The following is a 24,835-nucleotide window of genomic DNA, read 5'->3' on the forward strand; positions in this document are numbered from 1 at the left end:
GCGTGGTCGCGACCGACAACGAGTGCGCACACCGCATCGTCGTGGCGCTGCCATGCGGTAGCGTCAAGCCAGCGCTGGAGCCCCATGTCCGACACCACCACCACCGTCGCCGCGGAGCATGACGAGCAGCCCGCACAGCCGCGACCCGTCTCGCCGCTGCGGCGTGCCCTCGTGTGGGTCGCGGTGATCGGAGTCGTGGTGGCAGGGTCTGCGGGGCTCGCGGCGTCGGACCTCACGACGCCGGCCGTGCGCGGCGGCGCGGCGGCGCGGTTCGTGCCGGGCGACGGCACGGCATCTCTCGTGACGGCAGCGGATGGGGCGCGCACGGTGCGCGAGAACGCGCGCGACACGGGCCCCGGGCTGCTGCTCGAGCTGCCGAGCCTCGCGGGGGCGCATTTCTTCGAGGAGCGCACGAGCGAGTCGCTCACCTCGGCGCAACTCTGGCGCGAATCGCTGACCTACCTCGACGACGACACCCCACAGAACACCACCCTGTACGAGCTCGACGACCGCGGCGTCTCGATGCTGACCTCGCTCGGCGGCGAGGTGGGTTTCAGCTACTCTCCCGGGCTCGTGGTGCTGCCGGCAGATGCCGCCCCCGGGGCGACCTGGCGGGGAGAGGGCGCGGCGATGCCGGGCAATCTCTACAGCTACCGGATGACCGGGGAGATCGCGGCCGCCGCCGACGGGTGCCTCCTCGCCACGACCGACACGCGGTACATCGAGCCGGAGAGCGGCGACGAGGTGCTCGCGATCCTCGAGGAGGCCACCTGGTGCCCGGGCCGCGGGATCGTGCTCGACGAGGGCGACGTGTCGGGCACCCGCGTGAGCTTCACGAGCGAACAGCTGCCCTCCACGGGCGGCCTCGCCCGCGACGTCGTGACCGAGCCGGCGGCATCCGAGTGGGACGAGGCGTCGCGCTGGCGGGCGCGCGACCTCGCGTTCCAGCTGAGCGACCCGGCCTACGGCGACTCGCCGCAGGGGTGCCCTTCGACGGCCTCGCGGCGGTGACCTCGGACGGCACGCTCGTGGCGTCGGTGGGCAGTCGCCTCGCCGGCTACACGGTCGAGGGCACGACGGCGACGCGCAGTTGGGTCGCCTCCCCGGCGGTGACCTGCTCGAGGTGACGGCCATCGGCGAGGTCACCCTCGTGACGACGGCCGAGCGCCGCCTGCTCGCCTACGACGAGCGCGGTGCGCGCCTGTGGTCGATGCGGTTCCCGGATGTCGTGGTCGCCTCGCCGACGCCGGCGGGCGACGGCGACATCGTCGTGGTGAGCCTCGACGGCACGCTGCGGCGCATCGACCTCGCAACGGGTGAGACGGTGTGGTCGGTCGCGCTGCGCACGGATGTCTCCGAGGCTCCCGCGGTCGGCGGCGGCCTCGTGGTGATCGTCGACCGCGGTGGCGCCGTGCTCGCGCGCTCGCTCGCGGACGGCGCGGAACGCTGGAGTACCGAGCTCGCCTCGGCCGAGCGGGCCGCCATCGGCGACGGGCTCGTCGCGGTGCAGGGCAGCACGGGCGCGGTGTGGGTTCTGGAGGCGCGCGACGGCGCACGGCGCTGGGACTCCGACCAGCTCGGCGTCTCGCGCCGCATCGTCGTGCTCGGGGGAACCGTCGTCGCGCAGAGCGACGAGGGCACTGTCGCCTGGGATGCCGCGGGGCACCGGATCTGGTCGTCGGCGGCGAGCGAGGCGCTCGTGAGCGACGGGGACCACCTGGTGCTCGCGGGCGAGCAGGCGCTCGAGCGGCGCGGGCCCGATGGCGAGCTCTTCGATGAGGTCGAGATCGGACCCGGACCCCTCGGCGCGACGCGGGTGGTGCTCGCGACGCAGGGCGGCATCCGCATCCTGCACAGCAACACGACGGGGGTGGAGGTGCGATGACGGAGACGACCGCGCGCGAGCCGGCACCGGCGCCCGCCGCCGCGCCTGCGCCCGCGCGACGTCGCGCCCGAGACGTGGCGCGCGAGACCATCGCCGAATTCGTGGGGCACGTGATCGTCGAGCCGGTGCGCGAGGGGCGGCTGCGCGATGTGGGCTGGCCACTCGGCTTGCGGCCGATCGTGGCGGTCGCGATCGTCGGGTACGTCGTTGCGGCCGCACTCGTGCTGTTCTCGGGGCCGCTGCGTGAGCTCGTGCCGCTCTCGGCGCAGGCCGGAACGGTGCTGCTGACCCTGCCGCGCGCGCTCGTCTGGATCGTGCTTGCGCTCACCGCGTTCTCGGCGACTCTCGCCGCATCCGGGGCACTGCACGCGCGGCCGTGGCTGCGGTGGCTCATGACGGTGTTCGTGGTGAGCGTCATGCTCTTCACCTCGGTGCCGGACCAGGAGGAGCTGCCGGTCGCGCGCATCCTCACCGTGGTGGCGTGCGCGGGGCTCGTGGTGTTCGTGGCGCTGCGCGGCGGGCGCGGGTACCGCTGGTGGGACTTCGTGGTGATCGCCGGTCTGGTGTGGGGTCCGCTCACCGTGACGGCGGCCGTGCTGTCGGCCGTGAACCGGCTCGCGGGCTACGACTTCGTGCCGCTGCTGCTGAGCCTCATGCTCTCGACGCTCGGCCAGCTCGCGATTCCGGCGGGCCTTGCGGCGGGCGCGGCGATCGCGAGCTTCACGGTGTCGCTCGCGCTGTGGGCGGCGAAGGTCGTGCGCAGCGTGATCGGCCAGGTGGCGGTGTACGTCGTGCTCGCGCTCGTGGCGCTCTGGCGCACCGTCGACGTGGCGCTCGGGGCGGGCGGCTTCGTCGAGCCGGACGGCGTACGTGGTCTCGCGGGCGCGGTGCTGCTGCTCGTGCTGATCGCGGTCTCCTGGCTCGCGCTCGCGCGCATCCGTCCCGGCCGTGGCACGCCCTCGGCGCAGGGGATGGTGGATCGCGTCGATGCGCTCGCCCTCGTCGTGGCGGCCGTCACGACCACGAGCCTCGTGGCGACGCCGCTGCTGGTGCTCGCGCAGGTGGCCCTCGGGTACGGTGCCCCGCACGAGGTCGTGGCAGGGCTGCTCGCCGTGTCGGATGCGCTCACCGCCACGGTGGTCGTGTTCGCCGTGCGCGCGGTCGGCGCCGTCGCGCTCATCGGGCTCGCCGTCGTGCAGGCACGGCGCGGGCGTCGCACGCTGCCCGAGCTCATGGCGGCGGTCGGCATCGCGGGCGCGCTCATCGCCGCCGCAGTGCTCGTCGACTTCCCGCTGCTGTGGGGCCCGGATGCGCTCGCCGCCGTGGGCGCGGTTCTCGCGCTCGCGGTGCTCGTCGTGGCACTCGTGCGTCGACGCCTGACGGCGGCACGGGCCACCTCGGTGCTCGTGGCGCTGCTCATGTCGGCGCTCTTCGCGTATCGCGAGATCGTGACCGACCCGATCGCCTTCCTGCTCGGTTTCGCCGGTGGCGCGGTCGTGTTGTTCGGTTTCGTGTGGGCGTTCCTCACCGAGAACGGCGTCGCCAACGAGGACTCGCCCGGCTACCCGCGACCCGCCCGCGTGCAACTCGTGCTCGCCAACGGCGTCTTCGCGATCACGGTTCTCGCCTTCCTCGCGCTCGCTCGCGACCCCCAGGCGTCGGTGTCGCTCGGCGACCTGGCCGAGTTCGGATCCCAGGCCTACGGCGACCCGCTCGTGGCATCCGGGCTGCTGCTTGCCCTGTGGGCTGCCGTGCGCGGGCGTGAGGTGGATGAGGGCTCTCCCGACGGCTTCGAGACGCGTCCGCTGCGCGGGCGCTCCTCAGCCACCTGAGGGGTGTGCATGTCGAGCTGGTTGAGGAGCGCCGCGCAGCGCCGCGTCTCGAAACCGGCGCAAGCTGCGACCGTCAGCGGCCGAGCGTGCTCTCGCGGGGGATGACGGTGTGCGGCGCCACGAGCTGCACGGCCTCGGCATCCGGGTCGTCGATGCGGGCCGTGATGCGGGCGACGGCGCCGGCGGCGATGAAGGGCGTGTCGAGCGAGACGGTGCTGAGTGAGGGCGCGAGTAGCGGCCCTCCTCGATGTCGTCGATGCCGATGATGGCGACGTCTTCCGGCACGCGCAGCCCCGCGTCGAACACCGCGCGGAGCGCACCCATAGCGAGCAGGTCGGAATAGCAGAAGATCGCATCCGGGCGCGGGTCGCGCTCGAGCAGGGCGCGGGCCGCCTGATAGCCGTCGGCGCGGCGGTAGTGGGCGGCGGCCTCGATGCTCACCGGGGCGAGGCCGGCATCCGCGAGGGCGCTCTCGAAGCCGGCGGTGCGCTGCTGCGGGGTCGAGTACTCCTCGTCGGGCTGGGCGCCGATCGCGGCGATGCGGGTGCGACCGAGCGAGACGAGGTGGCTCGTGGCATCGTGGGCGGCCTGCACGTTGTCGATCGCGACGTGGTCGTAGCGGCCGTCGAAGTCGTGCTCGCCCAGCAGCACGAGCGGCATGGTCGTGCGGCCGTTCATCTCGAGCAGTTCGGCGGGGGTCACGAGGGGGCGAACAGGATGCCGTCGAACAGCATCGTGCGGTCTCCCCCGTGAGCAGTTCCCGCTCGCGTTCATGATCGTGGCCGGTCTGGTCGATCATGACGCGGTACCCGACCTCGGCGGCCGCGTTGATGACATCGCGGGCGAGCTCGCTGAAGTAGGGCACGTCGATCTCGGGCACCACGAGCGCGAGCATGCCCGTGCGGCCGGTGCGCAGGGTGCGGGCGACGGGGTTCGGTCGGTAGTCGAGCTGCTCGATCGCGTCGAGCACGCGCTTGCGCATCTTCTCGCTCACGTGAGCGTAGCCGCTCACGACATTCGACACCGTGCGCATCGAGACCTGGGCGCGCTCCGCGACGTCGCGCAGTGTTGCCGGCATCCGCACCTCCTCGTCTCATCCGAGCCGCTCTCGATGATCGTAGCGTTTGCAACGTGTGCAAACATGCTGTACCGTTTTGCGCACGTTGGCAAACTTCCCGCACAAAGGAGTGTTCCATGCACCAGCGCACCACCCGAGCCCTCGCGCTCGGCGGGCTCGCCGCGCTCACCCTCAGCCTGACCGCCTGCGGGCCGTCGATCGGCGGAGACGACGCGCCGGCCGACTCCTCCAAGCTCCAGGCTCCGACTGAGGCCTCGCCGAAGGGCGAGATCACCATCTGGGATCGAGAGGGCGACCTCTTCAAGGTCTTCGATGAGGCGATCGCGGCCTTCAATGAGAAGTACCCCGACATCGTCGTGCACCACGAGGCGGTCGACATCGGCGCCAAGCTGCAGAACACACTCATCACGGGCAGCGACGTCCCCGACGGCGTGTTCCTCGACGACCAGCTCGTGGCCGGCTACGCCGACCACCTGTGGGACCTGAGCGACGTGCTCGCGCCCTACGTCGACGACATCGCACAGCAGAAGCTCGACGTGAACTCGCACGACGGCGGTATCTACGGGGTGCCGTTCGACCTCGACCCGGGCCTGCTGTTCTACAACGCCACGGCACTCGAGACCGCCGGGGTCGACGCGGAGGGAATCGAGACCTACGACGAGCTGCTCGACGCCGCGCGCGCCTACAAGGCCGCCGTGCCCGACTCGGGTCCGATCCACCTCGAGCAGAGCCCTTCCTCGGCCAGCTGCAGCTCGAGATGTACGCGAGCCAGCTCGGCACCTCGATCGCGGATGCGGACGGCGAGCTGCGCCTCGACTCGACCGAGTACGAGCAGATCCTGACCTTCCTCGACACCGTCAGCACCGAGGGCCTCGGCACCCGCGCCGAATACCTCAGCCCGACCGACGTCGAGACGCTCGACTCCGGCAAGCAGGTGTTCTACCCCTGGGCGATCTGGTTCGACTTCGCCCCGCAGCAGTTGCTCGAGAACACCTCGGGCGACTGGCGCGCCATGCCGCTTCCCGCGTGGACGGATGGCGGGCCCCGGTCGGGCGCGATGGGCGGCTCGTCGTTCATCCTGCCGAAGGACGGCGAGAACTCCGAGCTCGCGTGGCTGTTCTACGAGTTCCTGATGTTCGACGAGGCCGGCTACTCGACCGTGTGGGGACCGAACTCGGTTTACCCCGAGGGCCTCAACACCTCGATCCCGAGCTACCTGCCCGCCGCCGACCCGACGAAGCCCCTCTTCCAGCCGCTCGACGCGCTCGGCGGCCAGGACCTGTGGGCCGTCGCGACCGAAGCCGGAAGCCAGATCCCGGGCAGCGTTCCGACGCCGAGCTGGTGGGCGGGAGCCGTCGACTACCTCGGCAACAACCTGCAGCTCATGCTCGACGGCAGCCTGACGCCGCGTCAGGTGATCGAGAACTCGACCGCCGACATCCAGACGAACCTCGTCGACCGGCAGTAGCCGGCCACCGCATCCGCTGAACGATCGAGATCGGGAGTCCCGTTGACCTTCACCACGCTGCCGGGCACCGCGCGCCCGCGTAGGCGTCGCACCGGGCTCCCGGTCTCGAGGCGGATCGCGCCGTACGTCTTCGTCGCGCCGTTCGTCGCCCTGTTCCTCGCCTTCGGCATCTACCCGATGCTCTTCACGCTCCGGCTGAGCTTCACCAACTGGCGGGGTGCGGGATCGGCGCAGTGGGTGGGCTGGGACAACTACGGCTACCTGCTCACCAACCCGGCGTTCTGGAACTCGCTCGCGAACTCCGCGGTGCTGTGGCTGCTCATCATCCCCGTGCAGCTCGTGATCGCGCTCGCCGCCGCGATCCTGCTCGACAACGCCAAGCTCAAGGCGCGCGGCTTCTACCGCACGGCGTTCATCGTGCCGTTCGTGACGCCGCTCGTCGCCGTCGCCCAGATCTGGGTCGTGCTGTTCGATACGAACTACGGCGCCGTCAACGCCGTGCTCGGTGTGTTCGGACTGCCGGATGTCGCCTGGCTCACCTCGAGCGAGTGGGCGAAGCCGACCCTCGCCCTGCTGTTCATCTGGAAGACCACGGGCTTCATCATCGTGATCCTGCTGTCGGGCCTGCAGGCGATCGACTCCTCGGTCTACGAGGCGGCCGCGCTCGACGGCGCCGGACGGATGCGGCGCATCTGGAGCATCACGGTGCCGCTCATCCGGCGCACGCTGATGTTCTCGGTCGTGCTGCAGACGCTCGCCGTGTTCCAGATGTTCGCCGAGCCGTTCGTGGTCACCCAGGGCGGGCCGTACTCCTCGACGACCACGGCGGGCCTCTACCTCTACAACCACATCACCCGCGGCGACCTCGGAACCGGGGCCGCGAACTCGTTCCTGCTCGTCATCCTCGTGATGGCGCTGTCGCTCGGGTTCGTGCGTCTGCTGCGAGCGAAGGACTGAGCCGTGACCATCTCCACCCAGGCAGGCGAACGCCGCCGGCCGCGCATCGGATCGCACGCGTTCCTCATCCTGCTCGCGCTCGCGTTCCTCGCACCCGTCGCGTGGGCCGTGCTCTCGGCGTTCAAGCCCGCGAACGACATCATCCGGCATCCGCTCGAGTTCGACCTCGGCACCTTCGGGCTCGACAACTTCGTGGGCATGTTCCACGACGTGCCGATCCTGCACGGCTTCCTCAACACAGCGATCGTGCTCGTGGTGAAGGGCTCGATCACGCTGTTCTGCGCGCCGTTGGCCGCCTACGCCTTCGCCAAGTACGACTTCGTCGGCAAGAACCTGCTGTTCGGCACGGTGCTCGTCACCCTCATGCTGCCGACCATCGTGCTCATCATCCCGCTGCTGCTCGAGATGAAGGAGCTCGGCTGGGTCAACACCTACCAGGCGCTCATCCTGCCGGGCGCCGTCGACGCCTTCGCGATCTTCTGGATGCGACAGGTGATCGCATCCGTTCCCGACGAGCTGCTGGATGCCGCGCGCGTCGACGGCTGCGGCGAGTTCGGGCTGTACTGGCGCATCGTCGTGCCGATCATCCGTCCGGGTCTCGCGGGGCTCGCGGTGCTCACCGTCATGAACATCTACAACGACTTCGTGTGGCCCGTCGTGGTCGCGAGCTCGGAACGGATGGCGACGCTGCAGGTCGTGCTCTCGACGCTGGCATCCACCATCTCGGGCAACAAGATCGGCGCCGACTACGCCACCGTGACGGGCGAGCTGCTCGCCGCGAGCACCGTGGCCCTCGTGCCGCTCCTCGTCATCTTCTTCCTCCTTCAGAAGCACTTCATCAACGGCATCCTCGCCGGGAGCGTGAAGGGCTGAGCTATGGAAAGGCACCACATGACCCACCCCGTCCCCAAGCCCGAGTACCCCCGCCCCGACCGCGACCGCTCCGACCGGTGGCTGAGCCTCAACGGGCAGTGGGCGTTCTCGAGCGACGAGGGCGAGACCCAGATCACGGTTCCCTTCGCGTGGGAGACGGCGGCGTCCGGGGTGCAGCGCACCTGGCTCGAGCGCGGCGTCTATCGCCGCGAGGTTCCCGCGACCGACTGGCCGCGTACCTACCTGTGCTTCGGCGGCGTGCATCACCGCGCGCGCGTGCTGCTCGACGGCGAGCTGATCGGCGAGCACCTCGGCGGTTCGGTGTCGTTCGAGTTTGAGGTCACCGGGCGCTCGGGTGAGCTCGTCGTGGAGGTGGAGGCGCCGGCCGACAAGCGCGAGATCGTGCACGGCAAGCAGCGCTCCATTCCGCGCGACGACTACGACGGCGTCTCGTTCACCCCCACCTCGGGCATCTGGCAGTCGGTGTGGCTCGAGGGTCGCGGGCGTGAGGAGATCCGCTCCGTCGTCGTGCGCGGCGACTCCCTCACCGGCTTCGACGTGTCGGGCGAAGCGGATGCGGCCGAGGTGCGCGTCGACGGCGTGCCGTTCCCGGTGGTCGACGGGCGCTTCGCGGGGCGCATCGACCTCGCCGACCCGCGCCTGTGGTCGCCTGCCGATCCGCACCTCTACGCACTCGAGGTGACGACCGCCGACGACCGCGTCGTGGTGACGGCGGGCCTGCGCCGCATCGAGACCCGCGGCGAGCAGCTCTTCCTCAACGGCGAACGCCTGTACTTGCGCGGCGTGCTCGATCAGGGCTATTGGCCTGAGACCGGACTCACGGCGCCGAGCGAGGAGGCGCTTGTGCGCGACCTCGAACTCGCGCGTGAGCTCGGCTTCAATCTGGTGCGCAAGCACATCAAGCTCGAGGAGCCGCGGTGGCTGCACCACGCCGACCGGATGGGCCTGCTCGTCTGGGCGGAGCCGCCGGCACCCAGCCGCTGGACCCCGGCATCCGCCGAGGCCTTCCTCGCGCAGCTCGCGCCGATGGTCGAGCGCGACGGTAACCATCCGTCGATCATCGTGTGGGGGCTGTACAACGAGGAGTGGGGCCTCGACTGGGACATCCCGGGCAGCCCCGAGCGGTCCGCTGCTGCCATCACCGCGTATGACGCGCTGCGTGCGCTCGACGACACCCGCCCGATCGTCGAGAACTCGGGCTGGAACCACGTGCGCACCGACCTCGTCGACTGGCACTACTACGACGAAGACCCGGGCTCGTGGGCCAGCGGCGTCGCCGCGCTCGCCGACGGCACGCGCGAAGACTGGCCGGTCAAGCTCGGCCCCGACTTCGTGGTCGACAAGAACCTCTACGGCTCGGCGGAGTTCCCGCGCACGGGCGTGCCCATCCTCAACAGCGAGTACGGCGGCGGCTTCACGAGCCTCGAACGGGCCTGGCACAGCAGGTGGCAGACCCAGGAGCTGCGTCGCCACGACCGGTTCGCGGGCTACGTGTACACCGAGTTCGCCGACGTCGAGCACGAGATGGCGGGAATCGTCGACACCGATCGGCGCGCGAAGGATGCCGGAGGTCTCGACTACGCGGCCGCGCACGCCGACACGGTGCTCGTCGTCGACCTCGTGCCCGCGCACGCCGGGGCAGACATCCCGGTGCCGACCGAGCCGTTCGCGCTCGACGTGCACGTGTCGCACCACGGATCGGATGCCGTGCGCGGCACGGTGCACGCGGCGTGGGGAGCTGCCGGGTCGCGATTCCGGCCGGGGCTCACGCCCGCGGCGACCGCACCCGTCGAGGCGCAGCCCTTCGAGCTCAGCGCCGCGGTGAGCCTCGACGTGCCGGCTCCGGGGCGCGCCGCTCGCCTGCACCTCTGGTTCACGGAGGAGAGCGGTGCGGTGCGGGCGAGCACCTTCGTCGATGCGGCGCCCATCGAGGAGCCCAACCGGCGGGGCGCCCGGGCCGGGTGAGACGTGGCGCGCGTCGGTTCTGCCAACGTCCGGCGCGCGTCACCCTTCTGCGGCGGCGGTTTCGAGACGCCCGCTGCGCGGGCTCCTCAACCACCTGACAGTCAGCCGGTTTCGAGACACCCGCTGCGCGGACGCTCCTCAACCACCGGGCCGTCAGCTGGTTGAGGAGCGGCGCAGCCGCGTCTCGAAACCAGCGTCCCTAGAACGTCGGCGCCGCCACCGTCTCCACGCCGGGCGCCGAGAACGCGAGCGACTCCGCCGTCTGCATCGAGCCGGCATCCGCGTCGATGATCGTGCGGTAGCCGAGCCGGCTCGCCTCGGTCGCGCGCTGGCGGCCGCCCGCGACCGGGCGCACCTCGCCCGCGAGGCTGATCTCGCCGATCGCGGCGAGGGTGCGCGGCAGGGCCTTGTCTTTCGCGGCGGAGGCGATGGCGAGGGCGATCGCGAGGTCTGAGCCGGGCTCGGCGAGGCGGATGCCGCCCACCGTCGACACGTACACCTCCTTGTCGGAGAGCTTGATGCGGCAGCGCTTTTCGAGCACCGCGAGCAGCATCGCCACGCGCGCCCCGTCGACTCCGCTCACGATGCGGCGCGGGTTGGGCGCGCTCGTGTCGACCACGAGCGCCTGCACCTCGACGGGCAGCGCGCGGCGCCCTCGAGCGTGACCGTGACGCAGGTGCCGGGCACGGGTGTGCGCGAGTGCGAGAGGAAGAGCCCAGACGGATCCGGCACCTCGGCGATGCCGTCGCCCGTCATCTCGAAGCAGCCGGCTTCGTCGGTCGGCCCGAACCGGTTCTTCATCGCGCGCACGAAGCGCAGCGCGGTCTGCCGGTCGCCGTCAAAGCTCAGCACGACATCCACGAGGTGTTCCAGCACTCGCGGCCCCGCGATCGAGCCGTCTTTCGTGACGTGCCCCACGAGCAGCAGCGGGATGCCGCGCTCCTTCGCGACGCGGATGAGCGTGGCCGCCACCTCGCGCACCTGGGCGGGCTGGCCCGGCGCGCCGTCGGAGAGCGCCGACGACACCGTCTGCACCGAGTCGACGATGAGCAGACCGGGACGCACCGCATCCACCTGCCCCAGCACCGTGGCGAGGTCGGTCTCGGATGCCAGGTACAGCTCGTCGTCGAGCGCGCCGGTGCGCTCGGCTCGCAGGCGCACCTGGCTCGCCGACTCCTCGCCCGAGACGTACAGCACCCGCGTGCCGCCGCGCGCGGCGCGGGCGGCGACCTCGAGCAGCAGGGTGGATTTGCCGACGCCGGGCTCGCCCGACACGAGCACCGCGGCACCCGGCACGAGGCCGCCACCGAGCACGCGGTCGAACTCGCCGATCCCGCTGGGACGGTGGGCGGCATCCTGCGCGATGTGCGCCGTGATGGGCTTGGCCGCCCGAGACGGCGGCACCGAGGCGGCGGCGACCGCGCTCGTGGGGGCGCCCCGCTCGATCACGGTGCCCCAGGCCTGGCACTCGGGGCAGCGGCCGAACCACTTCGCGCCGGTCCAGCCGCACTCGGCGCACGCGAAACCGGGAGCAGAGGGACGGGCCATGCGGCCAGCCTAGGTGCCGCGACCGACACCCCCGAAGGGGTGCGCCGGGAGGCGGCGGCCGGGAGGCGGGCGCCGAGAAGCGCGGCGGCTAGAAGAACAGGTGGGCGGCGAGGGCGACGGCGGTGAGGGCGAGAGCGCCGAAGCCGAGCCAGCCGGCCGCGAGAGCGGTGCGCTCCTCGCGCCAGGTGAGCACGGTCTCCTCGAGGGGTGCGCCGTCGACGAGCCGCTGGGCCGCCGCGAGGGAGTGCGAGCGGCCGATGCGCGCCCCGTGCTGGTCGGAGGTCACGAATCCGCCGTCGACGAACTCCACGGTGCCGAGGAAGTCGCCGTCGCGGGTACCCGCCCACAGCCCTTCCGCGACGGCAGACCAACGGGTGCCCATGGGCACGGTGACGTGAGCCGGGGGATGAGTGTGGTGGTCATGTCTCGTCCTCTCGTGGTGACGATCCGGGGGATCGGGCTGTCGTGCTGCCCGACCGCTTCATCATCTCCCGCAACTGGACATCTCGTCCAAAAACCGACGGGGCCTTGCGGGGGCGTGCCGAGGCTGCTATGGCCAGGTGTGCCTGCATCGTGAAAGGGGGCGGTGCTACGGTCGTGCCGGGTGGGCTGGCACCATCCGACCCGATCTGCTCGTTTCGCGTCACGTTCGTGCAGCTCCGCACTCGTCTAGCGGGGAGCGGAGTATCCATGCGGGGGAGGGCCGTCGCGCGTCATGACATCAGCAGTCGAGCCGTTCGCGACCGAGCCCTCCGACGCCGAGCTCATCCGTCGCACCCGTGACGGCGATGCGGACGCCTACGGTGCGCTCTTCGCCCGGCATGCCGATGCCGCCCGCATGCTCGCCGCCCGCCTGACGAGCGGCACCCCGGTGGCCGCCGATGATGTCGTATCGGATGCCTTCGTCGGAGTGCTCGCGGCGTTCCGCGCGGGCAAAGGCCCGGAGGAGGCATTCCGCCCGTACCTCTACACTGCAGTGCGCAATGGCGCCGCCGCCCTGCGCGAGCGGGAATCGCGTGCGATCACCGTGGACGATCTCACCGCCTACGAGAAGCCGGGCGAGGCGGTCGACCCCGCGGTGACGGCTTTCGAATCCGAGGTCGTGCAACGCGCCTTCGCCTCATTGCCCGAGCGCTGGCAAGCCGCCCTCTGGTACCACGTGGTCGAGGGGATGAAGCCCGCCGCGATCGCGCCGTTGCTCGGAGTGAGTCCCAACGGCGTGTCGGCGTTGCTCGTGCGCGCGCGTGAGGGCTCCGCGAGGCCTACCTCGTCGAGCATCTGGGTGCGGTGGGCGATGATCGACCCGCGTGCCGCGACACCGCCAGGCGCCTCGGGGCGTACGTACGCGGGTCCCTCTCCCGCCGTGACAGGCGGAAGGTCGACGCGCATCTCGCCGAGTGCGCGGACTGTCGGGCGATGGCCGCCGAGGTGGCCGAGGTCGACCGGGGCCTGGCGTTCGTCGTCGCACCGTTCGTGCTGGGAGGCGTCGGCGCCGCCGGCCTGGCGGCTCAGCGTGCGGACCGCGGGGATGCGACCTCGGCACAGACCGCGAGCGGCGGTGTGCGCGCGGCATCCTGGCGGGTGACGAAGGGCGGCACGGTCGCCATCGCGGCGGCGGGGATCATCGTGATCGCGATGGTGGCGCTCGCGGTGGCCGGCGTGCTCGGCGGCGAGCCCACCGATGTCGCAGCGCCCCCGTCGCCCGCACCACCCGCGCCGTCGAGCGATCCCCTGCCCGACACCTCGAACGACGACACCCCGCAGGAGACGCCGCCCGCCACGGAGGCGCCCGAGCCGCCGACCGACGCGTCGCCACCGCCGCGGCCTCCCGCCCCCAGCGGCCCTCCTCCGCAGGTGCCGCCCCAGGAGCCCGAGCAGCCCGAGATCCCGACGGTGACGCTGCCGCAGACGGCGCTCACCGGGGCCGTCACCGTGGTCGACCGCGATCATCCGAGCCTCGCCCTGACCGGCACCCTGGCGTTCGCCACCGTCACCTGGGTGTCCGATACCGCGCTCGGCGCGGGCGACATCTTCTTCGAGATGCCCACGGGTGAGTACCGCATCCCGGCCACCTCGACCGAGCAGCAGACCCTTCCCGGCGGCGCCATCCGATACGTCTCCACGGCGGATGCGACGGCGATCGTCGCGGCGTTCAGCACGAGCGACTGGTCCGTGGACGAGAGCTTCGGGGTCGTCGACTGGCGCATCGAGATCGTCGAGGATGCCGTCGACATCGGCGGTGTGCGACTCGACGGCCCCCTCGAGCTGGCCGCCGGCGAGCAGGTGGCGATCGCGCTCATCGCGCCCGGTTCCGGCACGGCCTACCTCACGACGCTCGACGGCTCGCAGCCGGCCGCGACCGTCGTCGACGGCGTGCTGACGATCCAGGCCCTCACGCCCACGGTCGTGCAGAGAATCGTCGTCGTCTTCGACTCCTGAGGCACCTCGCCCCGAGGCGCGGCGCACGGATTCCGCGAAACCGCGTCACGATCACGCACCTCGGCGATCTCTCTCTATGTACGGATGCGCGTGCCCTGACGCCTCCGACCTGCTTCCCACCCCCTGCGAAGGAATCCGAAACCGATGCATTCCCCTGCCCGCCGTCATGTCGTGCGCCCCTCCCGCAGTGCGGGCCGGGTGCGCGTGTTCCTCTCGGCTCTCACCGCCATGCTGCTCGCCGTCGGCATGCTCGCCGTCGGTGCGCCCGCCTACGCCGACCTCGGCGACAACGGGCAGATCACGCTCGACAAGAACGTCGACGGTGCCGCGGAGATCACGACGCAACCGGGCGGCAGCTTCACCTACAACCTCGTGGTCGGCTGTGACGACAACCCCTGCATCGACGCCGTGCTGACCGATCCGCTTCCCGCTGAGTTCGCCGGGTTCACGATCAACAACCTCCAGACGAACCCGCCGTCGGCGGCGATCGACGCGCAGCTCACCGGCTGCGCCGTCGGGGGTCCGCTCGTCGACCCGTGCACGCTCGACGTCGCCTTCCTGACGCCGCTGGGCACCCTCGCCGGCGTGGAGCAGGTGGGCATCCCCGCCGGCACCACCTACCGGGTGAGCCTCACGCTCACCGTGCCGAGTGACCTCACACCTGCCTGGCCGCACCGCAACACCGCCGTCGACAACACGGCCACCGCGGACGCCGCCACCACCATGGTGCACAACGTGCAGGACACCGCCCGGGTGACGGTCGACGTGCCGATCACCGTGGATGTCGCGGCCAGCAAGAGCTGGTCGCCCGGCTCCCAGCTCTACAACCCCGGTCAGCACGCGACCTTCCAGATCGGTGCCCGCAACGTCTCCAACGTCGACGCCGAGACGCTCGTGCTGCAGGATCCCGTCGTCGCCCCCGACAACGCCGCCGGCGAGCTCGATGCGAACAACCCCTTCACCTTCGTCGACTTCGTCGGCCTGTGCACCCTCCGCGCTTCCGGCCGGGGCCGACCAGGTGCAGGTCGACCTCTACGTACGCGACAGCGCGAGCGGCCCGTGGCACTGGATCTCCGGCGTGCCCGCGGCGACCCCCACGCTGCCGACGCTCACCGACGAAGAGGTGGGCGGCATCCGCTTCACCTACTCCTCCAGCGCCACGGGTGCCCACATCGCGGCGAACGGCACCGGGGCCACCGAGTGCGTCGAGGTCGCGCAGCGCACCACCAACCGCAGCACCGGCGATGGCCTGGTGGCCACCGGTGCGACGGTCAACAACACCGTCGGCGCCACCGTGCGGGTTCCGGATGCGGCTCCCGTGAGCCGTACGGCGTCCGCGGCCCTGCAGATCGGGCCGCTCAACGTGCGCGTCACGCCCGGCAAGACCATCACGCCGGGTGAGGTTCCGGCCGGTGGCGAGTTCAGCGTCGCGCTTGCGGCCCGCAACGCCTCGAACGGGCCGCTCACCTCGCTCGTGATCGAGGAGCCGGGCTCCGGCGCGTTCCTCTCCGAGGAGCTGACTTTCGCCGGCTTCACCGGCTGGACCTGGCCGAGCGGCGCCACGGCGGGCACCGTCGTGTGGCACTTCGCCTCGGCATCCGACCAGACCGACCCGATCTCGGCGACCGGTGCACCGACCGCGCCGACCCCCGCATCCGGCGACTGGATCACGGGCTTCACGCTCAGCTACACCGGCGAGATCGCCGAGGGCACCACGGCAGGCGCGACCTTCACGGTGCAGACGGATCCCGGCATGATCGCTGATGCCGCCCCCTTCTATGAGGACGTCGCGAACGTCGTCGGCGTGACCGGCACGAACCCCGCCGGCACCGACACCGAGACGGCCAGCGACGACGTGCGGATCTACTTCCCCGAGGTCGCGCTCGAGCTCGAGAAGACCGTGCGGCCCGCGCTCGTGACGCCGGGGGCACGGTGCTCACCCAGCTCACGACGACGACCTCGTCCCAGTCGTCGCGCGTCGCGCCGACCCGCATCGTCGTCGAGGACGCCTGGGACCCCGCGGATGACGCCACCGCCTTCTGGGACGCCTTCCGCGCGCGCACGATCTCGTTCGTGGACATCCCCGCGGGTGCCACGATGACGGTCGAGTACCGCACCGGCAGCGCCCCGGGCACCTGGACGACGCTCGCGAGCGCCGTGCCGAGCGCGAGCGCCCCTACAGCGCCGACCTCGTCGTGCTGCTGGGTGCGGCCGGTGCCGACGACATCACGGGCCTGCGCTTCAGCTACGACAAGGCAGACGGATTCGCGCAGGGCACGATCGTGCGGCCGAACGTGGTCTTCGAGGCGGCCGGCACCCTGCGCAGCGGCGGCCCGACGACCGTGAGCGAGGAACTCCCGTGGCCTACGACAACACGGCGACCGCCGATGGTGAGGGCGTCTCCGGCGGCCTCACGGTCGAGGCCGACGAGGTCGACGACGCCCGCACCGTCAGCATCGTCGACTACGGCTCGGGACCGGGCACGCTGCTCGGCGGCAAGCGCTGGGTCACCGACAACTGGTCGAGCGACCTCACGACCCTGAACTCCCAGACCGGGTCGACCGCGCGCACGCTGCACAGCTGGGGCGTGACCGTTCCCGGCTATGACCGTGTTCACCTGAGCGACCCGCTGCCGGGTCAGGAGACGACCCCGGCCTCCACTGTCTTCCAGGCGTTCGACCTCACCGGCATCCGCGCGGTGAGCTACGGGCAGGACTCGCTCCTGCGCTGGGACATCGTGTCGCAGATCGAGCTGTTCGTGGGCGGCAGCTGGACCACCGTGCCGGCCCCCGGAGGCGGCTGGATGAACGGAACCGGCTTCGTCGGGTACAACCCGAGCGGCGCCGCCCTCGACACCCTGCGCAGCGCCACGGGCGTGCGCATCACGGTCGAGCCGAACGATGCTGCACGCGCCGCGAGCAGCGAGCCGGGCCGACCCGCCCCCGGCAGCGGCGTCGCCTCGAGTGCGACACCGCGCTCGCTCTGGCTGCAGTGGCAGCTGCGTAACGCCCTGCGGGTTCCGTCGGGTGCGGATGCCTGGGTCACCGGGTCGACGGCGTTCAACGCCGCCGATGACGGCGTCGTACGCAACGCCTTCCGGGTCGACGCCGATGGCACGACGCGCGACGCGAGCGACGACGTGACGCTGCTCGACACCCCGCCGGGCGTCGGCACCGCGAAGACGGTGACGCCGGCTAGCATCGTCGTGCCGTACCCGGGCGACGTCGCCGAGGGCGGCTACCCCAGCATCCGCTACACCGTCGACACCTGGAACACGGCCGCCGCGCGTGCCTCGTACCTGCGGGTCACCGACCCCGTGCCGTGCGGCACCCCGACCGACTGCGTGACGGCGGCGAGCGATCGCGACCCCGACGTGTTCACCGGCAACGCGTATGACGCCGCCTCGAACCCGTTCGAGCGCTTCACCATCACGAATGTCGACTTCACGGTCGCCGGCGGTGTGCCGGTGGACCAGGCGGCGACCCAGGTGGCGCTCTGGCACTACGACGACGCGACCGACACTGCGACGGTGACGACCACCACGATGGCGGCGCTCGCCGCGGCAGACGCCGCGACGCTCGCCGACGTCGTGGGCATCTCGGTCGTCTACCAGAGCACCGACCCCGAGACCACGGGCGGACTCATCCCGCGGGGAAGTGCCACCACCAACACGATCCGCATGACGATCGACGCCCAGCTGCGGATGCACCCCCGCAGTGAACCGCTCGCCCTCGTGGCAGGCGGAGTGCGCGTCGACAATGACACGCTCGCCCAGTCGTACGACCCCGTGCTGAGTGCGACGGCGCGGCCGAACGCGCTCGCATCCGCGGACGTGCAGCTGCGTGCGGCGGGCCTCGACGTCACGGCGTCGAAGGATGCCACGCCCTCGACGATCCTCGAGACCGATCCCGACGTGCCGCTCACGGTGACCCTGGGGGCGACTGACGGCGACTCGACCGCATCCGCCGAGGTCGTGACGATCAGCGACACGACAGCCGAGTTCTGGGACGCGTTCGCGTTCACCTCGCTCGGCACCGTGACACGCCCCGCGGGCGCCGATCGCGCACGGGTCGACGTGCAGCTCGACGGTGTCACCGCCTGGTTACTCGGGGATGCCGTGTCGGCCCCCGCGGCTCCCGCGCTGCCCGCGGCGGCCGCGTCGGAGCCGGAACGCATCACCGGCATCCGCGTGGTGTTCGACAACGCCGACGGTCGGCCGTTCTCGGCGACCGTGCCGGCCGCGGACTGGGCGGCGACCGTCACCTACACCGTGACGCTGCGCGCCGGCGCCGTGTTCCCCGGCGACGTCACCAACCAGGTCGACGTGCTCGCGGAGCACGACGGCCTGCCGGCCTCGGCCGCCGACACGGGCATCACGATCCTGCTCTCCACCGGCACCCCGCGCATCGACGTGCGCAAGGAGGTCGAGGCGGGAGGCATGAAGGAGGTGCAGCCGGGTGAGCCGTACCCGTGGACGCTGCAGGTGACCAACACGGGCACCTCGTTCATCGCGGTGAACGAGATCGTGGACGAGATGGGGCCCTCGCTGCGCTACGACGGCTCGGCGCCCAGCTACGACAACACCGCCGCACCGGGGATGCCCTCGTCGGGCATCACGGTGAGCCAGGCCTCGGCGAGCAACCTCACCTTCGCCTTCCCGGCGGATGCGGTGCTCGCGCCCGGTGACCGCTTCGTCATCACCGTCAACATGACGCTGCTGCCGGGGCTCACCGCGGGCCAGCGCGCCGTGAACACCTTCTGGGTCGACACCGATCAGGTGTTCGCCGCGGGAGCCTGCACGAACGTGTCCGGCAACGGGCAGGGCGTGCTGCCGGACCTCGAGGAGAACCAGTGCGGCACCTCGAACTTCGTGAGCCCGCAGGCCGGCCCGCTGCTGTACGCCGAGAAGGAGGTGCGCGGTGAGATCGACGGCACGCTCGTCGACGGCGCCACCAACATCAGCGACCCCGCCCTGCCGTGTGTCGCGACCGACGGTGGCTTCTACCGCTCGGTGTGTGTGCCCTCCACGGTGATCGGCGCAACCGATGAGTGGCGCCTCGGCGCCGCCAACACGGGCACGACGCCGTACACGCGCCTGACCTTCGTGGAGCCGCTGCCCGCACCGGGTGACCGGCTGCTCGCGACCGGCAGCGCGCGCGGGTCGGACTGGCGGCCGGTGTTCGACCTCGACTACGGAATCCAGGAGACCACGGTCGCCGGGTTCCCGGCCGAGGGTGCCGGCCGGAACGACCGTCACCTACGAGGTGACCACCTCGCCCGCGCCGTGTGTCGGAACCGGGGCCACTTCGAACTGGCCGAGCGACCTCGACTGCAGTGCCGATAGCTGGCAGCCGCTGGCCGACTACGCGGGCGACGCCGCCGAGATCACCGGCATCCGGGTGACGCTCGACTTCACCACCACCGCGGCGGGCACCTTCGCACCGGGGGCGAGCGTGCACTTCCAGTACCGCACGGTCAACGTGCCGTGGCAGCCGGGCGACGTGCCGACCGCCGATGCGGTCGTGCCGCGGCTGAACACGGGCCCGAGCGAGCGCGCCTGGAACCAGGTGGGCGTGACCGCGGTGCTCTCCACGGGTGGTTCGCTGCGGCGAGCACCCGAGAGGGTGGGCGTGCAGCTGCTCGTGGGCTCGGCCGCCGTCGAAAAGACGGTGAGCGGACTGCTCTCGCTCGCACCGAGCGAGGTCACCGCCGATGCGAGCTGCACCGTGCCGGCGGGCGACGGCGCCACACGGGTGCCGGTCGAGCTGGGCGCACTCGCCACGCTGACCGTTCCGCTTCCGGGCACCGCGCGACTCGACGGCATCCCGCTGGGTGCGCAGTGCGAGCTCGCCGAGAGCGGCGACGTGGGCGAGTTCGGCGAGGCGCGGCGTGACCCGGTCGGTGCGCAGCAGGTCGACATCCTGGTCGCCGGGTCGCCGAGCGATGCGGTGCCCGCCGCCCAGCTCGTGACGATGGAGAACCACTACGCGCCGCGGGTGCCGGCCACCGGGTCGCTCTCGTCGACGGGGGTCGACTCCGGTCAGCTCATCGGCTTCGGCTCGCTCGTGCTCGCGGCGTTCGCCGCGGGAGCGGCACTCCTGGCGATCGACCGTCGGCGCCGCGCGCGGGGTTGATCGAGGCGGCCCGGCCGGATTCTTCCCAGGTCCGGCCGGGCGCCGCGGTCGGCGGTCAGTCCGCTGAGCGCTGCAGCAGCACCATGACCTCGTAGTGGTCGGTCTGCGGGAACATGTCGAACACCCGGATGCGGCGCGGCCGCAGGCTCGGCATCGCGGCGAGATCGCGCGCGAGGCTCTCGGTGTTGCAGCTCGAGTAGACGACCGTGCCGACCGACGAGGTCTCGAGGGTCGCGCACAGCTCGGCGCCGAGCCCGCGCCGGGGCGGGTTGACGATCACCGCGTCGGGGGCGTCGATCCCCGTGATGGCGGTCGCGTCGCCCACCTCGAAGGTCGCGTCCACTCCGGCCTCGGTCGCCGACATCCGGGCCGACTCGATCGCGGGGGCGCTCACCTCGATGCCGCGCACTCGACGGCCGGGGGCCGCCACATGCAGCGCGAAGCCGCCGACGCCGCAGTACAGGTCCCACACGGATGCGGAGGCGAGCTCGTCGAGCCACTCGCGCGCCTGCCGGTAGAGACCGGCCGCGATCTCGGTGTTCGTCTGGAAGAAGCTGCCCGGCCGCAAGTGCAGTGTCACGTCGTCGAGCCGCATCGCGAGGGTCTCGTCGGCGGTGAGCGGCACCTCGAGCTCGCCCTCGAGCACGGCCTTGTGCTCCGGCAACAGGTTCGCGGTGACCACGGCGAGCTGCGGCAGCTCGGCGAGCAGGCCGGGCAGGTGCTTGCGGATGCGGGAGAGCGACTCGCTCGAGCGCAGCACGAAGCGCAGCATGAGACGGCCATCGGGCGATTCGGTGAGCAGCACGTTCTTGAGCTCGCCGCGGCGCGCGGGGATGTCGTACGGCGTCAGCTGCGCGCGCGTGATGAACGCCGCGATGGGCGGCAACGCGGCGCGCAGTCCCTCGGACAGCACACCGCATCCGCGTAGGTCGACACCGCGGCGGGCAGCGTCGAGGATGCCGAGGGTGGGGGCGTCGGCCGTGCCGCCGACCACCATCTTCGCCTTGTTGCGGAAGGCCTCGGGTCGGCTCGCGACGGGCGGGAGCCACTGCACCTGGGCCTCGGCGGCATCCGTCCACGGTGCGAGCAGCCGCTCGGCGTGCGCGACCTTGCCGGCGAGCTGGGCGTCGTAGTCGACCCCCATGAGCGTGCACGAGCGGCACACCGCCGCATCGAAGTAGTCGCACTGCACCCGGTCACGATACGCGCTGTGCCGTTGTCGAAAATGCAGGAGTCGCCGGGCGGAGCCGCGGAGGTGGCGGGGCTGTGTGCGCAGACACGCCCGAGTTCTCCTGCATTTTCGACATCGGATGCGGGTGTGCGGCGGGCCGTGCGTCGACCCCTTCGGCCCGCGTTCACGCCGAGACCGCTCATCGAACGCTCAAACGGCCTGTTTCGGCGTCGGATGCGCGGTCTCGCAGGACTTTCGCCCGCCGAATGCGGAGCGTGGGTTCGCTACCCTGGTCGCTTGTGACCACCGAGCCGACCCCCGCATCCGGGCGTCGGTGGATGCGGTGGCTCGTCGTCGGTATCGTGCTCGTGCTGCTCGCGGCCGCGGTCGTGCTGTTCGCGCGGTGGCTGCGCGGACTCGAGCCCGTCGCGGAGTTCATCGAGAGGTTCCCCGGCTCCTACCCCCTGCCGGATGACGCGCCCGTCGGACTGCCCGCGTGGCTCGGCTGGCAGCACTTCTTCAACCTCTTCCTGCTCGTGCTCATCGTGCGCACCGGCCTGACGTCACGCCTCGAAAAGCGGCCGCCCGCCCTCTGGACCTCGAAGCGTAACCGCAAGCGCCGCATGAGCATCACCGTGTGGCTCCACCTGAGCCTCGACGTGTTCTGGATCGCGAACGGCGTGATCTACGTCGTGCTGCTCTTCGCGACGGGGCAGTGGATGCGCATCGTGCCGACCAGCTGGGACGTCATCCCGAACGCCCTCTCGGCGGGGTTGCAGTACGCGTCCCTCGACTGGCCGCTCGAGAACAGCTGGGTGAACTACAACAGCCTGCAGCAGCTGAGCTACTTCACCACCGTGTTCGTGGCGGCTCCCCTCGCGATCGTGACGGGCGCGCGGATGTCGGCCTTCTGGCCGCGGCATGCCGATCGCCTGAACCGCGCCTACCCCTTCGCGGTGGCGCAGGCCGTGCACCTGCCGGTGATGATCTACTTCGTGGCGTTCGTGGTGGCGCACGTGACGCTCGTGCTGCTGACCGGCGCGCTGCGCAACCTCAACTACATGTTCGCCTCGCGGGATGCAGGGGATTGGATCGGGTTCGGCGTCTTCGCGCTGGCGCTGCTGGCGATCGCGGCGGGCTGGGCCCTCATCCGCCCCACGGTCATCGACCGGATCGCGGCCGCCTTCGGCGAGGTCCTGCGCCGCTGAGGCGGCGATGCAGCTGTCCGGCGGCGGCGGGGTGGTGACTCCGGAAGCTGCTGACCCCGGCGGGTCGGTGTGTGGCCTGGTGGGCGGGTGGCGGGACCCCAAGTGACGTCTCGGAGGGGTCGGGATACGCTGGCCGGCATGCACCGGATCTTCAGCAAGAGCGTCGCATCCGTCTACCCGTTCTATGTGGAGAAGGTGGAGAAGAAGGGGCGCACGCGCGCCGAGCTCGACGAGGTGATCGAGTGGCTCACGGGGTTCGATGAGGCCGAGCTGCAGCGGCATCTCGAGTCGGGCACGACGTTCGAGGAGTTCTTCGCACAGGCGCACATCAACCCGAACGCCTCGCTCATCACGGGCGTGATCTGCGGCGTGCGCGTCGAGCAGATCGACGACCCGCTCATGCAGAAGCTGCGCTACCTCGACAAGCTCGTCGACGAGCTCGCCCGCGGCAAGGCGATGGAGAAGGTGCTGCGCACGCCGTGACGGGCAGCGGCAACGGAGGGTCGAGTCGGTCGGCTTTACCGGCACCATGGTCTCGGCGAGCGCTCGGTGGGTCGATCGTCCTCGCCGTGGGTGCCAGTGTCGGAGTAGCGGCCTTCATCGATCTGCCTGCAGGGTGCGGCTCTTCCTCGCCGATGGGTGGGCGAGTCGGAGCAGCGCGGACGATCGTGGGGTGATCACCCTCGCGATCAGTTATGCGGTCCTCTTCGTGTCCGTTCTGGCCGGAAGCATCTGGCTCACCGGACCCTCGAGTGGCGCCGATGCACGGTTGCAGGGCCTACGTTCGGCAGCTGTGACCGCCACACTCGCTGGGCTCATCCTTGGTTTCGGCGTCTACCTCGTGATGGCGCTCGCCGGAGGCTGGCAAGACGGCAGCTGCGGTGGGCACGGCTCGTGGTTCTGGGCGGTCGTCGTGCTCGCGGCGCCGGTGAGTTGGTTCGCGGCGGTGGGGCTATGGGTTGCGTATCTGATCCGCCGCAAAGCGCTGGGGCCGCGTTCGCCAGCAACGGCTCGAGTGACGAGCCCTGTGGGGAGATGAGTTGGGTAGATCTCGATGGACCAGTTGAACGAGCTGGCCACACAGTGGTGGAGGTTTCATCGCCCCGAGCACCGCAAGGAACTCACGGACGCCGACCACGACCTGATGGATGCGGCGGACGAAGAGGTCGAAAGGCTCTCGCGGGAGGTGACGTCGTTGGCGCAGCTTGTCGCGGCGCTAGTTGAGCGTGCGCCCGACATCGAGTCGATCGCCTACGTCGGCACGTGGGTCCTGGAGGACGCTGAGATCTACGTGGGCGCGTCGGGTATCCGCCAGGTGCTGTCCACTCTCGATCCGGTCGCCGCTCAGCGGGTGGCATCCGGCTACCTACCCAATTACGGGCTCCCTGATCACACCTAGCTCGCCAGGGAACACTGACGATCCCTGCGGCCAGCGCGCGGTGATACCGTCGCGCACATGACCGAGCCGATCCTGTTCACCGTCGACCGGGGCCTCGCCCGCATCACCCTCAACCGGCCCGAGCGGCTCAACGCGTTCGACGATGCGACCGCGCACGCCTGGGCAGACATCACCGCCGAGGCGGTCGTGCGGGATGATGTGGCCGCGGTGCTCATCGACGCCAACGGCCCGGCGTTCTGCGCGGGCGGTGACGTGCGGGCGATGGTCGAGCTGGGGTCGGGAGAGGGCCTCACCGAGCTCGCCGGGGTGATCAACCGCGGCATCCTCGCGCTCGTCGAGTCGGAGCTGCCGGTGGCGGTCGCGGCGCACGGAACTACAGCGGGTGGCGGCCTCGGCATCCTGTTGTCGGGCGACTACGCGGTCGTGGGCGAGAGCTCGAAGCTCGGCAGCCTCTACGCCAACATGGGCCTCACGCCCGACTTGTCGGTGTCGGCGCAACTGGCGCGCGCGGTCGGCGAGCGACGGGCACTGCAGCTCGTGCTGACGCCGCGCATGCTGTCGGGTGCCGAGGCCGTCGAGTGGGGTCTTGCGGCAGAGGTCGTTGCGGATGCCGAGGTCGGCACCCGCGCGGAGGCCGTGGCGCGCGCGTGGATCGATGGTGCCGCATCCGCATACGGCCGCGCGAAACGACTCGTGCGGGACGCTGCCCACACGAGCCTGCGCGAGCAGCTCGACGCGGAGGCGCGCTCGATCGGGGCGGCGTACGAGACGCCCGAGGCGCGCCGGCTGACGGCGGCGTTCGCCGGCTCAGCGGGTTGAGGAGCCGCGAAGCGGCGTCTCGAAACCCCCGTCACCGC

The 24,835-nt window shown here is 71.1% G+C and carries 22 protein-coding genes and 4 pseudogenes; 21 read left to right on the forward strand and 5 right to left on the reverse strand.

What is annotated here, in order from left to right:
• The first annotated feature begins 84 nt into the window (after positions 1-84).
• From QQK29_RS06925 to QQK29_RS06940, 4 genes are read left to right on the forward strand one after another with little or no spacing between them, the layout of a single operon-like run.
• The gene (locus tag QQK29_RS06925; RefSeq protein ID WP_284298962.1) at positions 85-1,011 is read left to right on the forward strand and encodes a hypothetical protein; all 927 of its coding nucleotides are present in this window, start codon (positions 85-87) and stop codon (positions 1,009-1,011) included.
• A complete protein-coding gene (locus tag QQK29_RS06930; RefSeq protein WP_284298964.1) occupies positions 984-1,127 on the forward strand; it encodes a hypothetical protein in 144 nt (47 codons plus the stop codon). Before QQK29_RS06925 ends, QQK29_RS06930 begins: the two co-directional genes overlap by 28 nt.
• Complete coding sequence (locus QQK29_RS06935; protein WP_284298966.1) at positions 1,124-1,885, forward strand: outer membrane protein assembly factor BamB family protein; 762 nt, start codon at positions 1,124-1,126, stop codon at positions 1,883-1,885. The genes QQK29_RS06930 and QQK29_RS06935 overlap by 4 nt, the downstream gene beginning before the upstream one ends.
• Positions 1,882-3,717, forward strand: coding sequence for a hypothetical protein (locus tag QQK29_RS06940; RefSeq protein WP_284298968.1), 1,836 nt, complete (start codon positions 1,882-1,884; stop codon positions 3,715-3,717). The genes QQK29_RS06935 and QQK29_RS06940 overlap by 4 nt, the downstream gene beginning before the upstream one ends.
• On the opposite strand, the gene QQK29_RS06945 is transcribed toward QQK29_RS06940, so the two are convergent.
• Positions 3,706-4,419 (reverse strand): substrate-binding domain-containing protein, encoded by a 714-nt coding sequence (locus QQK29_RS06945; protein ID WP_284298970.1) that lies wholly within the window; start codon positions 4,417-4,419, stop codon positions 3,706-3,708. The genes QQK29_RS06940 and QQK29_RS06945 overlap by 12 nt on opposite strands.
• Positions 4,420-4,660: 241 nt before the next feature.
• Positions 4,661-4,795, reverse strand: a pseudogene (locus tag QQK29_RS18560) (LacI family DNA-binding transcriptional regulator); the annotation flags it as partial.
• A gap of 116 nt (positions 4,796-4,911) precedes the next feature.
• On the opposite strand from QQK29_RS18560, the gene QQK29_RS06950 reads away from it, so the two are divergent.
• The 5 genes from QQK29_RS06950 to QQK29_RS06970 are packed head-to-tail and all read left to right on the forward strand — an operon-like array spanning position 4,912 to position 10,079.
• Positions 4,912-5,637: an ABC transporter substrate-binding protein gene (locus QQK29_RS06950; protein ID WP_284298972.1), complete on the forward strand. Its 726-nt coding sequence runs from the start codon at positions 4,912-4,914 to the stop codon at positions 5,635-5,637.
• Positions 5,553-6,263: an extracellular solute-binding protein gene (locus QQK29_RS06955; protein ID WP_284298975.1), complete on the forward strand. Its 711-nt coding sequence runs from the start codon at positions 5,553-5,555 to the stop codon at positions 6,261-6,263. The genes QQK29_RS06950 and QQK29_RS06955 overlap by 85 nt, the downstream gene beginning before the upstream one ends.
• Before the next feature lie 42 nt (positions 6,264-6,305).
• Entirely contained in the window at positions 6,306-7,220 is a 915-nt protein-coding gene (locus QQK29_RS06960; RefSeq protein ID WP_284298977.1) for a carbohydrate ABC transporter permease, read from the forward strand.
• 3 nt (positions 7,221-7,223) lie between these two features.
• On the forward strand, positions 7,224-8,093 hold the full coding sequence (locus QQK29_RS06965; RefSeq protein WP_284298979.1) for a carbohydrate ABC transporter permease: 870 nt from the start codon (positions 7,224-7,226) through the stop codon (positions 8,091-8,093).
• A gap of 18 nt (positions 8,094-8,111) precedes the next feature.
• Positions 8,112-10,079, forward strand: coding sequence for a glycoside hydrolase family 2 protein (locus QQK29_RS06970; protein ID WP_284298981.1), 1,968 nt, complete (start codon positions 8,112-8,114; stop codon positions 10,077-10,079).
• 199 nt (positions 10,080-10,278) lie between these two features.
• On the opposite strand, the pseudogene radA reads toward QQK29_RS06970, so the two are convergent.
• Positions 10,279-11,627 (reverse strand): annotated as a pseudogene (radA, locus tag QQK29_RS06975) (DNA repair protein RadA).
• An 88-nt stretch (positions 11,628-11,715) separates the two neighbouring features.
• Positions 11,716-12,015, reverse strand: a complete 300-nt coding sequence (locus tag QQK29_RS06980) for a hypothetical protein (protein ID WP_284298983.1) — start codon at positions 12,013-12,015, stop codon at positions 11,716-11,718.
• A gap of 327 nt (positions 12,016-12,342) precedes the next feature.
• On the opposite strand from QQK29_RS06980, the pseudogene QQK29_RS18565 reads away from it, so the two are divergent.
• The 7 genes and pseudogenes from QQK29_RS18565 to QQK29_RS07005 form a co-directional block, all read left to right on the forward strand.
• Positions 12,343-12,864: pseudogene (locus tag QQK29_RS18565) on the forward strand (RNA polymerase sigma factor); the annotation flags it as partial.
• A 50-nt stretch (positions 12,865-12,914) separates the two neighbouring features.
• Positions 12,915-12,992 (forward strand): annotated as a pseudogene (locus QQK29_RS18570) (hypothetical protein); the annotation flags it as partial.
• Between the two features lie 51 nt (positions 12,993-13,043).
• Positions 13,044-14,066 (forward strand): hypothetical protein, encoded by a 1,023-nt coding sequence (locus tag QQK29_RS18575; RefSeq protein ID WP_431308803.1) that lies wholly within the window; start codon positions 13,044-13,046, stop codon positions 14,064-14,066.
• Between the two features lie 171 nt (positions 14,067-14,237).
• A complete protein-coding gene (locus QQK29_RS06990; protein ID WP_284298988.1) occupies positions 14,238-15,467 on the forward strand; it encodes a COG1361 family protein in 1,230 nt (409 codons plus the stop codon).
• A complete protein-coding gene (locus tag QQK29_RS06995) occupies positions 15,385-16,167 on the forward strand; it encodes a hypothetical protein (protein WP_284298990.1) in 783 nt (260 codons plus the stop codon). Before QQK29_RS06990 ends, QQK29_RS06995 begins: the two co-directional genes overlap by 83 nt.
• A 258-nt stretch (positions 16,168-16,425) precedes the next feature.
• Positions 16,426-19,410 carry a hypothetical protein gene (locus QQK29_RS07000; protein WP_284298993.1) on the forward strand — a complete coding sequence of 995 codons (2,985 nt, stop codon included), beginning with the start codon at positions 16,426-16,428 and terminating at the stop codon, positions 19,408-19,410.
• Positions 19,331-20,200 carry a DUF5979 domain-containing protein gene (locus tag QQK29_RS07005; protein ID WP_284298995.1) on the forward strand — a complete coding sequence of 290 codons (870 nt, stop codon included), beginning with the start codon at positions 19,331-19,333 and terminating at the stop codon, positions 20,198-20,200. The genes QQK29_RS07000 and QQK29_RS07005 overlap by 80 nt, the downstream gene beginning before the upstream one ends.
• A gap of 55 nt (positions 20,201-20,255) precedes the next feature.
• On the opposite strand, the gene rlmC is transcribed toward QQK29_RS07005, so the two are convergent.
• Positions 20,256-21,392, reverse strand: a complete 1,137-nt coding sequence (rlmC, locus tag QQK29_RS07010; RefSeq protein WP_284298997.1) for a 23S rRNA (uracil(747)-C(5))-methyltransferase RlmC — start codon at positions 21,390-21,392, stop codon at positions 20,256-20,258.
• A 278-nt stretch (positions 21,393-21,670) separates the two neighbouring features.
• Between rlmC and QQK29_RS07015 the strand changes: the two genes are divergently transcribed.
• The 5 genes from QQK29_RS07015 (at position 21,671) to QQK29_RS07035 (ending at position 24,797) form a co-directional block, all read left to right on the forward strand.
• Positions 21,671-22,579: a cytochrome b/b6 domain-containing protein gene (locus QQK29_RS07015; RefSeq protein WP_284298999.1), complete on the forward strand. Its 909-nt coding sequence runs from the start codon at positions 21,671-21,673 to the stop codon at positions 22,577-22,579.
• A 138-nt stretch (positions 22,580-22,717) separates the two neighbouring features.
• On the forward strand, positions 22,718-23,062 hold the full coding sequence (locus QQK29_RS07020; protein ID WP_284299001.1) for a DUF2200 domain-containing protein: 345 nt from the start codon (positions 22,718-22,720) through the stop codon (positions 23,060-23,062).
• Between the two features lie 190 nt (positions 23,063-23,252).
• Positions 23,253-23,618, forward strand: coding sequence for a hypothetical protein (locus tag QQK29_RS07025; RefSeq protein ID WP_284299004.1), 366 nt, complete (start codon positions 23,253-23,255; stop codon positions 23,616-23,618).
• 15 nt (positions 23,619-23,633) lie between these two features.
• Positions 23,634-23,978: a hypothetical protein gene (locus tag QQK29_RS07030; RefSeq protein WP_284299006.1), complete on the forward strand. Its 345-nt coding sequence runs from the start codon at positions 23,634-23,636 to the stop codon at positions 23,976-23,978.
• 57 nt (positions 23,979-24,035) lie between these two features.
• Complete coding sequence (locus QQK29_RS07035; RefSeq protein ID WP_284299007.1) at positions 24,036-24,797, forward strand: enoyl-CoA hydratase/isomerase family protein; 762 nt, start codon at positions 24,036-24,038, stop codon at positions 24,795-24,797.
• Positions 24,798-24,835 lie beyond the last annotated feature (38 nt).

This window comes from Homoserinibacter gongjuensis, from assembly GCF_030161875.1.
Lineage (GTDB): Bacteria > Actinomycetota > Actinomycetes > Actinomycetales > Microbacteriaceae > Homoserinibacter > Homoserinibacter gongjuensis.

Bases quoted from the DNA above. Each gene is read 5' to 3' on its own strand.
- QQK29_RS06925 (WP_284298962.1), top strand. From the start codon at position 85: ATGTCCGACACCACCACCACCGTCGCCGCGGAGCATGACGAGCAGCCC.
- QQK29_RS06940 (WP_284298968.1), top strand. From the start codon at position 1,882: ATGACGGAGACGACCGCGCGCGAGCCGGCACCGGCGCCCGCCGCCGCG.
- QQK29_RS06950 (WP_284298972.1), top strand. From the start codon at position 4,912: ATGCACCAGCGCACCACCCGAGCCCTCGCGCTCGGCGGGCTCGCCGCG.
- QQK29_RS06955 (WP_284298975.1), top strand. From the start codon at position 5,553: ATGTACGCGAGCCAGCTCGGCACCTCGATCGCGGATGCGGACGGCGAG.
- QQK29_RS06970 (WP_284298981.1), top strand. From the start codon at position 8,112: ATGACCCACCCCGTCCCCAAGCCCGAGTACCCCCGCCCCGACCGCGAC.
- QQK29_RS18575 (WP_431308803.1), top strand. From the start codon at position 13,044: ATGGCCGCCGAGGTGGCCGAGGTCGACCGGGGCCTGGCGTTCGTCGTC.
- QQK29_RS07020 (WP_284299001.1), top strand. From the start codon at position 22,718: ATGCACCGGATCTTCAGCAAGAGCGTCGCATCCGTCTACCCGTTCTAT.
- QQK29_RS07030 (WP_284299006.1), top strand. From the start codon at position 23,634: ATGGACCAGTTGAACGAGCTGGCCACACAGTGGTGGAGGTTTCATCGC.
- QQK29_RS07035 (WP_284299007.1), top strand. From the start codon at position 24,036: ATGACCGAGCCGATCCTGTTCACCGTCGACCGGGGCCTCGCCCGCATC.